The 12,933-nt window shown below is 41.8% G+C and carries 10 protein-coding genes; 3 read left to right on the forward strand and 7 right to left on the reverse strand.

Going from position 1 to position 12,933, the window contains the following annotated elements; all coding sequences use genetic code 11:
* Positions 1-62: 62 nt before the first annotated feature.
* The 3 genes from DFR58_RS03510 to DFR58_RS03520 are packed head-to-tail and all read left to right on the forward strand — an operon-like array spanning position 63 to position 2,502.
* The gene (locus DFR58_RS03510; RefSeq protein ID WP_114296423.1) at positions 63-533 is read left to right on the forward strand and encodes a tripartite tricarboxylate transporter TctB family protein; all 471 of its coding nucleotides are present in this window, start codon (positions 63-65) and stop codon (positions 531-533) included.
* Between the two features lie 15 nt (positions 534-548).
* Positions 549-2,051: a tripartite tricarboxylate transporter permease gene (locus DFR58_RS03515; protein WP_114296424.1), complete on the forward strand. Its 1,503-nt coding sequence runs from the start codon at positions 549-551 to the stop codon at positions 2,049-2,051.
* Between the two features lie 10 nt (positions 2,052-2,061).
* Positions 2,062-2,502, forward strand: coding sequence for a NanQ anomerase/TabA/YiaL family protein (locus DFR58_RS03520; RefSeq protein WP_114296425.1), 441 nt, complete (start codon positions 2,062-2,064; stop codon positions 2,500-2,502).
* Positions 2,503-2,659: 157 nt separating this feature from the next.
* On the opposite strand, the gene DFR58_RS03525 is transcribed toward DFR58_RS03520, so the two are convergent.
* The 7 genes from DFR58_RS03525 to DFR58_RS03555 form a co-directional block, all read right to left on the reverse strand.
* Positions 2,660-3,697 carry an NAD(P)-dependent alcohol dehydrogenase gene (locus DFR58_RS03525; protein WP_114296426.1) on the reverse strand — a complete coding sequence of 346 codons (1,038 nt, stop codon included), beginning with the start codon at positions 3,695-3,697 and terminating at the stop codon, positions 2,660-2,662.
* A 75-nt stretch (positions 3,698-3,772) separates the two neighbouring features.
* On the reverse strand, positions 3,773-4,783 hold the full coding sequence (locus DFR58_RS03530) for a sugar ABC transporter substrate-binding protein (protein WP_114296427.1): 1,011 nt from the start codon (positions 4,781-4,783) through the stop codon (positions 3,773-3,775).
* A 63-nt stretch (positions 4,784-4,846) separates the two neighbouring features.
* Positions 4,847-5,863 (reverse strand): ABC transporter permease, encoded by a 1,017-nt coding sequence (locus DFR58_RS03535; RefSeq protein WP_114296428.1) that lies wholly within the window; start codon positions 5,861-5,863, stop codon positions 4,847-4,849.
* Between the two features lies 1 nt (position 5,864).
* Positions 5,865-7,382: a sugar ABC transporter ATP-binding protein gene (locus DFR58_RS03540; protein ID WP_114296429.1), complete on the reverse strand. Its 1,518-nt coding sequence runs from the start codon at positions 7,380-7,382 to the stop codon at positions 5,865-5,867.
* A gap of 313 nt (positions 7,383-7,695) precedes the next feature.
* Positions 7,696-9,312: a response regulator transcription factor gene (locus DFR58_RS03545; protein ID WP_114296430.1), complete on the reverse strand. Its 1,617-nt coding sequence runs from the start codon at positions 9,310-9,312 to the stop codon at positions 7,696-7,698.
* Positions 9,313-11,085, reverse strand: a complete 1,773-nt coding sequence (locus DFR58_RS03550; protein ID WP_114296431.1) for a sensor histidine kinase — start codon at positions 11,083-11,085, stop codon at positions 9,313-9,315.
* A gap of 30 nt (positions 11,086-11,115) precedes the next feature.
* Positions 11,116-12,660 (reverse strand): extracellular solute-binding protein, encoded by a 1,545-nt coding sequence (locus tag DFR58_RS03555; protein WP_114296432.1) that lies wholly within the window; start codon positions 12,658-12,660, stop codon positions 11,116-11,118.
* Positions 12,661-12,933 lie beyond the last annotated feature (273 nt).

Below are 12,933 nucleotides of genomic sequence, written 5' to 3' on the forward strand. Positions count from 1 at the left end.
AATGGGTATGACATATGATTGGAAACAATCATATGTCATAGCTTTTGAATGGGGTGGTAGCTATGACAAATATGAAAAAATGCAATTTTGTTATTTCAATCATTGCGGCAGTTGTTGGGGCAGCCATTGTGTATGCTTCTTCGGGACTAGGCATTGGTATGAAGCAAAAGGGCGGAATTGAAGCAGGAACGTGGCCGGCAATCATGGGATGCATTTTGCTGGCTGCATCAGTTATTTTATTAAGCATGACATTATTGAATAAGAAAAAGTATGAAGGAATGGAAGTGACTCTTGCACTTCCGGCAAATATGAGGGTATACGTAATGATGGGAATCTTTGCGATTTATTGTATAGTGCTTCGGGTTCTGGGACTTTATTTATCCGTAGCAATACTTATTCCTGTCATTATGCTGGTTTTAGGAGAGCGGAATAAGAAGAAAATAACGGTTGTGACAATAGGAACGGTTCTTGGCATCTTTCTTATCTTTGGATTAATCCTGGGGACTAAATTACCGCAGCCGATTTGGATGTAAAAGGAGGATAGGCATATGTTCAGTAATATTCTGGAAGCTTTTAGCAGTGCTATTTCTCCAACAACAGTTTTGTTGCTTTTGGTAGGTACCGGGGCTGGTATTTTAATTGGAGCAATGCCGGGCTTATCGGTGAATATGGGAATTGCACTCTTATACCCATTGACATTTGCTTTTGACGGGGTAGCCGGAATTATTATGCTGATCGGGGTATACTGTGGAGCGATTTATGGCGGAAGTATTTCCGCGATTCTTTTAAAGACTCCGGGAACACCGGCATCGGCTGCTACTACCCTGGATGGATATCCAATGGCAAACAAAATGGGACAGCCGGGACGTGCATTGGGTCTTTCTACCATGGCGAGTACCTTTGGCGGTGTATTTAGCGCAATTTGCCTTATGATTCTTGCACCACAGCTTGCGAAGGTTGCACTGACTTTTTCTAAAGCGGAGTATTTTGCATTGGCGCTTTTTGGCATAAGCATTATTACCAGTGTTTCATCCGGCTCTATTTTGAAGGGATTGATGGGCGGTGCTCTGGGCCTTTTTATCTCTACTATTGGAGTTGACGGTATGACCGGTAAAATGCGTTTTGACTTTGGGTCTACTTATCTGTTGGGAGGTATATCCTTTATTCCGATTTTGATTGGACTGTTTGCCTTCTCGCAGGTACTGGCTTCGGTAGAAGGCTCTTACAATGAAACCTTTGAGAAAAAGAGCATAAAGATAAAAAAAGTACTGCCGGCCTTTAGTGATATCAAAAGGGTATTTATTACCATGCTGCGTTCTTCCGCTATTGGTACATTTATTGGATGTATTCCGGGAACCGGGGGAGATATCTCATCTTTTATCTGTTATGATCAGGCAAAAAAATGGTCTAAGGATAAAGAAAATTTTGGGAATGGAGAACCCAAGGGTATTGTGGCGTGTGAAGCGGGAAACAATTCTGTTTCCGGAGGGGCTATGATTCCCATGCTGACTTTAGGAATTCCTGGAGACGGTGCAACAGCAATATTACTCGGAGCGCTGATGGTGCAGGGAATTGCACCGGGGCCATTGCTGTTTGCGAATCAGCCGATTCAGGTCTATACCATTTTTATAGGCTTGTTACTGGCGAATATTGCTATGGGGGCATTTGGCTTTTCCTTGATAAGAGTATTCTCCAAAGTAATTAATGTGCCAAAAGAAATTTTAATCCCAATTATATTTGTTATGACCTTTGTTGGAACCTATTCATACAATCATTCCATGACAGATGTATACGTAATGGTGTTTTTTGGATTCCTGGGATACTTCATGAACAAAACCCAGTTTTCTATGTCGGCAATTATTTTGGGAATCATTTTAGGAGGGACAGCGGAACAGAACTTCAGCGGAGCATTGATTATGAGCAAGGGAAGCTTTTCTATTTTCTTTACAAGACCAATCTGCAGTATTTTCATTATAATTTCGGTACTTTCTTTATTGTCACCCCTGTATAGTCCGTTATTTAAGAAAGTATTCAAAAAAAAAGCAGCCTAAGGATGGAGCCATGATCATAGATTATTTTAAGAATCATCAATTATATGAAAATAACCTGAAGCTTTTAAAAGAAGCATTTTCCTTTATTAAGGAGGTTCAAGATAAACCCGCAGGCCGTTACGTAAAAGGAGATATGCTTGCCATGGTGCAGACGGGAACCACCCGATCAGCACAAGAAGTGAAACTGGAAGCCCATAAGAAGCACATAGATGTACAGTATGTGGTTTCTGGAGAAGAAGTCATGGAGTGGGAAAATGTCTCTAACCTTCAGACGGAGATACCGTATGATCCGGAGAAAGACATTGTATTTTTTGAAGGAAGCGGTGTGCAGATCCCAATAAAAGAGGGTATGTTCTACCTTGTATTTCCACAGGATGCGCACAAGCCTTGCACACATATCAAAACAGAGACAAGTTATAAAAAAGTAGTATTAAAAATAAAGGCAGAATAAGTCCGCTGTGTCATAGGGACGATTTAGGGATACACTGCTGTGTATAGCTCTTCTTTATTTTTCTTTATAGGGAAAAAAACGCTTGAAATGGATAAAGCAAGCCATATCAAGCGTTTTTTTGCGTTCTTCAAAGCACAGTCTGATGTCCCCGATTTTTTTATATTTTAATTACCGCCTTCACTACATCGTTTTTATTCTCAATTACGAAATCAAAAGCCTTTTTTGTGTCCTCAAAAGCAAATTCATGGGTGACAATACCCTTGACATCGATTTTACCGTCTGCAATAGCCCCGATTGCGGCAGGGTAAAGGTTGCGGTAGCGGAAAACGGATTTTATCTCAGCCTCCTTAGTCATAATCTGCATAAAGTCAAACTCGATTATATCCTTCGGCGCAAGACCAACAAGCACAATGGTACCGCCCCTCTTAACCAGATATGGCGTTTGCTTTATTGTGAACTCACTTCCCGCAGTTTCTATAACCTTGTCAACGCCTTTTCCAGCCGTCAGCTCTGCTATTTTATCAAGTGTATTCTCATTTTTTGCGTTAATAACACAGGAGGCGCCAAGCCTCTTTGCACATTCCAATCTTTTCTCAATAACGTCTACGACTATGACCTCAGTGGCACCGAATGCCTTGCAGGCCAATAATGTTACCAGCCCTATGCATCCCGCTCCAAGTATGACAACCTTATCTCCCAGCCTGACTCCTCCCTGAGAGGCGGCATGTAAGCCAACTGCAAGCGGCTCCACCAATGCGCCCTCTTTTGAGGAGACATTGTGCGGAAGCTTAAATGCCATATTTTCCGGAAATGCTATATAATTCATCAAACAGCCATGATAAGGCGGTGTGGCCAGAAACTCCACATCCGGGCAAAGATTGTACCTGCCGCTCTTGCAGAATTCACACTGTCCGCATGTACATCCCGGCTCTAACGCAACCCTGTCTCCAACCTTCAGCCTCTTCACACCTGCCCCGATTTCAACCACTGTTCCCGCGCATTCGTGTCCGAGGATAAAATCCCCGTTTACCACAAAATCGCCTATTCTTCCATGCTCAAGGTAATGTACATCGGAACCGCAGATTCCCACATACTCGACCTTTACAATTACTTCCTTTTCCTTGGGGGCAGGAAATTCAATTTCTCTTATTTCCATTTTGTTAAGCCCTGTCATATATACCGCTCTGTTTTGCATTCAATACCCCTCATTTCACACATCCTGTTACTCCATTGTAAAAGCTATTCTCTTTTTATGATTTTAAAAAATGTCTTACTTAATTGCCCCGGCCTTTTTGAGTACGTCAATATATTGCTCGATATTCTCCTTGTTAACCAGCGGGTTGCCTATATCAGTGTCTATTTGCTTTGATTCTCCTGTCAAAAGCTTATTGCTTGTATCCAGCAGCCTCTCCGCAAGCTCATAAGCGTTTTGCAGGCAGGTTGACGTCATTTTCCCATCTTTTATAAGCATCATAGCCTCAGCGGTTCCATCAACACCATATGCAAGTATATCCTTGTACTTCGGATTATCCTTTACAACCTCAAGAGCTCCTGCAGCCATGTTGTCATTCATTGAAATAATAGCATCTATTTTGTCATTTGCCTGTACCCAGTCTTCCATGTACTTCATACCTTCGTCCTTGTTCCAGTTTGCGATTTGTTCTCCAACAATTTTTACATCAGGACGCTTATCAAAGAATTCTGCCTTCCAGCTTTTACGCCTTTCATCCGCGTGGAAGTTACCCGAAGGTCCGTCCAGAACAACTACCTTTGCATTCTCGGGAATTTGAGTGAGTGCCGCACGCGCATTTACAGCCGCCTGCTCATAAGGATTGGCATCTACCGAAGAGGCTCCTTCAATACCCGAAATACGCGCATTTGTTGTTATCGCAAAAATGCCGGCCTTTACAACCTTCTCCACATATGGCCTTTGTGCTTCACCGTTATTCGGCTGTACAATTACAAGATTATATTTGCTGGTAATTGCGTTTTCGATTAAGGAATTTTCAGTATCATCATTAGCCTGTCCATCGAAAACATCAAGCTTAATGTTGGGATATTTCTTTGCTTCCTCTTTTACCGCGTTTGCAAGCCATGCGGCAAACGAATCCGACTGCGCGCGGGCAATGTAAGCAACCCTGAATGTTTTCTGGCTCCCGGAGCTGTCCGCTGTAGTTGTATTTGTTGAAGATGCAGAGTCGTTTGTCTTGCCGGCACCACACCCTGCCAGTAAAAGCAGTACCATTAACATTGAAATTACAGCTAAAAATGATCTTTTCATTTTGAAATCCTTCCTTTTTTTATTATTTTAAACAGCCATGCTGTTTAATTCGATTGTTTCCCGTTATGCCCGGGCTTTCACTGCCTCTTCTTTTTTGCCTGAATCGTTTCCATCTGCCCTGGCAACCAGGCTTTTTGTTCTGCGTGTCTTTGAACGGATATCGTAGATTACGGCAAGTGCGATAATTGCTCCGCGAATAATTTGCTGGATGTACGAATCTACATTTGTCAGGTTCATAATATTATCAAGGAAGCCGACAATGAATGCGCCGGCAAGCGTGCCTCCGGCTGTACCTATACCGCCTGAAAAGCTTGTACCACCTATAATGGCTGCAGTAAGAGCGGTAAATTCATAACCAACGGCTCCATTTGGAAGGCCCGCATTTACACGCGACATGAACAGAACGCCTGCAAGCCCTACAAAAATACCATTTATGATAAATGCCGTATATTTGACCTTACGGACATTTATACCGGATGCAACCGATGCTTCCTCGTTGCCTCCCACAGCGTATATAGACCGCCCGAATCTGGTGTGCCTTAGGACGTACCATGTAAGAGCTGCTATTACTACGAGGAAAATAATCGGAATGGGTATCGGTCCGACCGATCCCTGCCCCAGCACTACAAAATCCCCCAGTCCCAGAATATTCTGACCTTTTGTGAATAGAAGCGCGATACCGCGGGCTACTGTCATCATTGCCAGAGTAGCTATGAACGGCGGTGCCTTAAAGGTACTGATCATAAGTGCATTAATCAAGTTGCATATTACTCCCGTCAAAATACCAACTATAACAGCGGTTAACAAAGACCCGGTTGCCTTATAGGTAAACACCGCAAATACACCTGAAAGCGCCAGCACAGATCCCGCCGACAGGTCAAGCATTCCGCATATGATAAGGATAGTTTCACCGAATGCAAGAATAGTTGTCACAGCCAGCTGCCTTGAAATGTTTGTCATGTTGCCTATTGAAAGAAAGTTGGGATTTGCCAGTGAGCAGATAATAAACAACGCCATAAGGATCATGTATATGCTGTATCTCTTTTTTAAGGTACTCCACACATTATTACGTATTTCCATTCTATTTCACCTCGTTTGATGTTAAAGTTCCAGTAGCATATTTCATAACAAGCTCCTGGGAAAAGCATTCTCTCTTTATCTCACCTGTTATAGCACCTTTGGACATTACATAAATCCTGTCGCACATTCCCAGAAGCTCTGGAAGCTCAGACGAAATCATAATAACTGCCTTTTTTTCATGGGCCAGCTCTGTCATCAGCTTATAAATTTCATATTTTGCACCCACATCAATCCCGCGAGTAGGCTCGTCCAGTATTAAAATGTCGGGGTCGCGGAGCATCCATTTTGCAAGCACAACCTTCTGCTGATTGCCCCCGCTGAGGGCGTCCACCGTAGTATCAAGCGTAGGGGCTTTTACACGCATTCTTTCACATATGCTTTTAACAATGTTTTTTTCCTTCTTTGTATGCAGCCGCCCCTTTTTTATAAATTGCTTAAGATTTGGAAGTGATACATTCTCCCTGATGCTTCTGATGGGGACAATTCCATACCTCTTTCTATCCTCCGACAGCATTACAAGGCCATTTTTAATGCTGTCATTTACCGCCCTTACCTTTACTTCTTTGCCTTTTATCTTTATTTTTCCGGATGTATAAGGGTCAAGTCCGAATATGGCACGCGCCACCTCTGTCCGGCCGGCGCCCATCAGCCCTGCAAAGCCTATGATTTCACCGGCACGAAGATTGAAGCTGACATTTCTGAAGGTATTTCCACAAGTCAGGTCCTGGACCTCAAGCACATGATTTCCTATTTCCAGTTTTTCCTTTGGATATACATTGGTTATTTTACGCCCTACCATCATAGAAATAACGGTATCTATATCAAGCTCATCCGCCGGTAGGGTATCCACAACACTTCCGTCCCTCATTACTGTTATGTCGTCGGCAATCCTGAAAATCTCTTCCATCTTATGGGATATATAAATTATGCTGACGCCTTTTGATTTTAGCTCGCCAATCTTTTTAAACAGAACCTCAACCTCCCTGTTGGTAATTGCTGAGGTTGGTTCATCCATGATAATGATATCCGAATCATAAGAAATGGCCTTGAGAATCTCAAGCATTTGAATATCCGACACTGTCAAATCCTTGAGTCTGGTGTCAGGTGAGTATTGCAGGCTTTCACTCTTCATCAGCTCAAGCGTACGCCTGCGGATTTCTCTCCAATCAACAGAGCCCAGTCTGGTCAGCGGCTCACTGCCGAGGAACATATTCTGCTCGATGGTAATTTCCGGGATATAGTTCAGTTCCTGAAATATCATCGATATGCCGCATTTCCTTGCCTCGATGGGATTATGGATTTTCACTTCCTCTCCGTCGATCAGAATGTGGCCGGCATCCGGCTGATGGATGCCATTGATGATTTTCATTAATGTGGATTTACCCGCGCCATTTTCTCCGCAAAGGACATGAACCGTACCCTTTTTAACAGAAAAATTCACATTACTCAGGGCCTTAACTCCAGGAAATGATTTCTCAACGCCTCTCAATTCCAGCTTTGGGGCATTCTTCACAGTCATCAATCTCCTTTATCAATATCTATTGTTTATTCATTTCGTCCTTAAGAACAAGTACATGATTATAATAAAATATTTTGGAGCGGATTATAATGGAGTGGATTTATTACATTGTGCAAGAAATTGCTTACTTTATTCAGGAAGGATTTTGTTTTGCAGCAAGCAAAAATTTTTGGGGAGGATGTTATTATTTCTTTGTACAAAATTAATATCGCGGTTGATATAGCTACCAATTCGGAATATAAACAGAAAATGCGACCGTGAATATTCGCGGTCGCATTTTCTGTTTAACTAAATTTACGTTCTAATATGCCCTTCAGCCGATCTTTTGCTTCTTAAGAATACTGTCCCTGTACTGTACAACTGTCATACCGGTGATTTTTTTAAATATCTTGCAAAAATACTGCTGATCGGAAAAACCAAGCCTGTCATAAATCTCTTTTATCTTGTAATTTGACTCTAAAATAAGGTGCTTGGCTTTCTCAATTCTTACCTTGTTAATATAGTGAGAAATATTGTCACCCGTTTCCTTTTTAAACAGGTAACATACATAATGCTTGGAAAGATTTAAGTGCAGGGCCAGGGACTGCAAAGATACCTCCTGGGCATAGTGCTTGTCTATATAGTCAATTGCCCTATGAATTATCCTGTTGGAGTTATTGATTCTGTATTGCTCAATATGCTTTGCAATATTCACCATAAATTCCTTGATAAGAGCCGTCATATCCTTCAGCCTGACTACGCTCATGGCTGAATTATAATAATCTGAATAGTCCTTCGGATCTCCCTCGGCAAAATAGCTGTTGTAATATTCTAAGATGCTGCTGATCAGATTTGAATAAAAAATTCTTACCTGAATGGGCTCTACCAGGCTCTGCTTAAAGAAAACCTCCAGCTGGTCCACCACCTGCAACGCCTTTTCAGCAATTTCCTCATCAAGGTAATTCAAAAGCACCTGAACATATCTCTTTTTGACCTCTACCATATCGGCATCCTGAAACTCCGTATTGGAAGCCCTTATTATACCGCTTTCCTCACTGTAAAAGATCATCCTTGCCTTTTTTTCACATTCCTCATATATTTGGCCCGTCAGCCTCAGATCATCAAATTTTCTGCTGATAACAACGCTTAACGGAATATTTAAATACTGCTCGACCGAAGCTCTTATCCTGTTGAAAGCAGAAAGTATCATGCCCTCACCAATCGGGTCTCCGCTCAAAAGAAGAAGAAGGCTCCTCTCATTCTTGCAGGATAAAAAATTAATATTGTTCTCATTCAATATTTCAGAAGTAATATTCTCGATCGCAAAGTTCATCAATTGTAAGCCCTTGTCACTAAGGGAGCTGCATTTCTCCACATCGTCCCTGTACATGGAAACCATAAAAAATTCCTTGCCTTCCGCCTCAAAATTAAGCTCCCTGCATTTGGAATAAAAGCTTCCTTCTGCCTTTATGCTTGATTTCACCAGGTCATTCAGCATCTTTTCCTTCAAGACAGATATATTTGAATTGATCTGGTGCTGCAGGTAAATATATTTCTCCTGCTTCTGGTTTTCATCATTCAGGCTTTGATAAATATCCTCCATAATTTTTATCAATTCCTCATCCTCCACCTCCGATTTCAGGATGTAATCGGAAGCGCCGAGCTTCAGGGCTTCTCTCGCATAGGAAAAGTCGTCATAACAGGTCAGGATCAATATCTTTACCCGTGGATTTTCTTTTTTTATGGTTTCTGTCAGCCACAAGCCATCCTTTTTAGGCATTCTTATATCCGTAAGGATAACATCGGGCTTATGCGTCCTGTAATATTCCAATGCCTGTTCTCCGTTTGAAGCCTCCGCAACAACCGTAAAGCCCAGGCTCTCCCAGTCAATAGTAGACTTCAGTCCGATTCTTACCAGAATTTCATCATCAACAATCATTACTTTATACATTTATGCTTCCCTTCTTTCAATATTATATGGAAGATTAAGCAGTACACTGGTACCTTTCCCGGGTTCCGTAGTTATTTCAATGCCATATTTTTCTCCGAAATAATGCTTTATACGTGCAACAATATTGTTCAACCCCACAACACTAAACTTGTTGACGTTTTTTTCCGTCTTGAATATCCTCTGGAGAGCCTCTTCTTCAATACCAGGCCCATTATCCGAAACCTTCAGCCACATGCCGCTTCCTTGTCTTCCGGCACTGATTTCTATATTCAAATGGCTGCTGCTGTCCTCTCTTGCTCCATAGATAATTGCGTTTTCGACAACGGGCTGGAGGATTAGCTTGGGAATACGGCATTCCATGCAATCCTCATCAATGGAATAGTTTATTTCAAACTGCTCATTAAATCTGATTTTTTGAATCAGCACATAATTCTTGACATACTCTATTTCTTCCCTCAGCGTTATCATTTCATTGCTCAGGTTGATGCTCACTCTCAGCAGCTTAATCAAGGCAGTAACAGTGGAGCTGATATTTTTGGCTCCCTGCATCTTTGCCATCCATTTGATGGTGTTAAGCGTATTGTATAAAAAATGAGGATTAATCTGGGCGTGAAGCGCCTCCAGTTCAATTTCCTTTTTAATCCTTTCTTCTTCAATCTGCTGCTCCATCAGTGATTTAATCTTAGATAGCATGTTATTAAAGCTGATTCCCAGATGTCCGAGCTCGTCCTTTCTGACGATATCTATCCTTGTATTCAGGTTACCCCCTTCAGCCTGCTTCATTTTTTTCATCATATGCATCATTGGCTTAGTCAGCTTAACCGAAAAAAACAATGCCGCACAAAATGCTAGAACGAGATAGACAATCCCGATATCGATGACTATTATCTTTATTTTATCAATTTCGCTGTATAAATAATTTCCGGGTATCACCTCAACAAGCTTCCAGCCTGTTGTACCGCATGTTGAATATATGACCATGTTGTCCTTATAATCTTCCCTGTATGACAGCTTTCCAAAATCCCTGCCATCCTCCATTACCTTCCTTACCGCCAGTTTATCTCTCGCATCTGTGCCTATCATGCTTTTTTGGGGGTGGCTTATAATTTTTCCTTGACTGTCGATGATAAATATATCGACTGCACCTGCACCCTCCAGATTTTTGTAGGACTTTTCCAGCACCCCTTCATCTATATCAACCACCATGGTTCCAAGCTCCTCCAGCGTGTTTAAATCAACCAGCTTGCGCCCTATGGAAAAGTAGTATTTATCAAAATCTCCCGCCATGATTTTTATTTTTTCAAGCCTGGTGTTAATCCACTGTATTTCACCGTGGGAGCCGGACAAATTCTTAAACCACCCGGTATTATATTCCGTCTTTTCTCCCTTATTGGAGCCTACATAATAGAAGGAGTCCCCTGAATATACAGATATTCCCTCAATATCCTCCCTTGAAGTAAAAAAGTTTCTGAGAATATTTTCATAAGCAATAGCATTGTCGCTTTTGCTTCCCGTTTCCTTCAGGATGGTAACAAAATCGCTGTTGGTCATAATGATATTTGTAAACTCCTTCAGATCATTCAACCGGTAATCGATATTTATAGCACTTTCCCGAACCGACTGTATGGCAGATTCACTGTACTTCTCACTTATAATATCCTTCACCCAGCCAAAGAGCAGAAGTGAAAATACGATCAGTGGAATGAGTATCAGTAAAACGAGCATCAATATCAGCTTAAACCTGAAGCTGCCGATAAATCGAACCTTCAACATGAAAATCTCCTTTAAATATCTATATATACGTTATTTTTTCAAATTATTTATCTGTTTCAGCATAGCTTCCGCAATCTCTCCGGCACCTATATTTTCTGCAAGCATTCGGTGAAGCTGATCCACCACAATATTTTCAAACGCATACCCACTTCCAATCTTGGGCCTGTAGTACGCATTTTCGTCCTTCCACGCGGTAACTACCGTCGGTAAAGTCAGCAGCGTTTTTTCCCCGGCGGAATCTATAATTTTACCGCTTAATTTATCCTTGACTTCCGCATCATTATATACAGATTTTCTTGAAGGGATGACACCTCCCTCCGGGTGCTTCAATACTAAAAGCTCAGTCTGGGGTGATGTGGCCCATACAACAAAAAGCCAGGCCGCTCTTTTCTCCCTTTCAGAGGAATATTTGTTGATGCCTATGCCTGTGCCTCCGAAAATATTTGCGCTTCTCACAGGTCCATATGGGAGAATGCTGTATCCTACCTTTCCCGCAACCTTAGAAATATTCATATCCTCAAAGGAGGATGCATTTTCATCCCAGTTGGGCATCATGGCAATCTCTCCTGCTTTAAATGCCTCGGCTGCATAGTACCAGTTCCATGACAGGCTTTCCGGCGCCGCGCTGTCAATGATCTTTTTATACATTTCAAGAGCCTTGATAAAGCTTTCTTCATTAAAGCCCGATTGTTCAGGTTCTTTTACTCCCAGGCTGCCCACGTTTTCGTCGGGGAAATAATCCCCTCCATACGATGCCAGAACGTTGGAAAAATCGCAGTAAAGAGAATTGTGCCTCTTTGCCATATGCCCGCTGCCGTACTTTACTTCATCCTTGGGTACATGCTCGGTAATCCACCGGGAAATTTCGCCGTATCTTTCCCAGGTAAAGCCCTTCTTGCCTGGGGCCCAGTCATAGCCTTTATCTGCCATAAACTTATCCTTATATTTTTCAAAAATATCCTTCCTGTAATAGAGGATCATTGTGGTAGAATCAAATGGAACGGTATAGAGCTTATCCTTGCTGATAAAGTATGAATCGGTTTCCACCTGTTTCTCAAAAAAATCTTCCATACCTCCGGGTATATGGGGAAGTGACGGGTCGTCATTAAAACGCTTGAGGTCTTCCAGATTATCGGAAAATCTGTTTAATGTCTGATACGGATCAGCATATATAATCTGGGCCTTGCCTGTCTTTGTAATAAAATCCAGATTAATCTTTTGCACAAGCGTACTAAAATCCATCGGGCGTATATTGACACTAATTCCGGTCAGCTTTGTAAACTGCTCAGATTCTTTTGTAAGAACATTTGCATATATATTATTTTCTACTAAAAAATTCAGGGTTGTGCCGTCAAATTGCTTCCAGTCAAAGCCTTCGGGTGCTTCAATATCATAGAGCCCGTCATTTCCCGGATAAAACGGCGCTTTTTCAAGCCTGCCGCTTTTTGAGCCATTAAGCTCACCTTGCTGCTTGCGGCGTGATATGTGTGTATCAGTGCAACCGGTAATAATCACAGCCGCCAAAAGAACCAATGATAATACTGCCCTGAATCCGGACATCCTTATTTTCACCATATATTCCTCCAAATCCAGTGGTTATTTTCCGACCCTTTCAAGAGCTGCTCACTATATATTTAGCAATAAAGATTTTACATGGAGGATATAACTTAATGGAAGAAATTTTTTTGACCCGTAAGGAATACATCTAAGAAAAGCGCCGGATGACATACCCGTGAGACATTTCCCCGCAAGGCGTCTTGAAGACTCTTAGAGTCTTACGTTGCTATTAAAAATTTCTGTAAGCAATTATATCCTCTATGTTTGTAAAATCTTTATTGCATCCTATAT

The sequence above is a fragment of the Anaerobacterium chartisolvens genome (genome assembly GCF_003337415.1).
Lineage (GTDB): Bacteria > Bacillota > Clostridia > Acetivibrionales > DSM-27016 > Anaerobacterium > Anaerobacterium chartisolvens.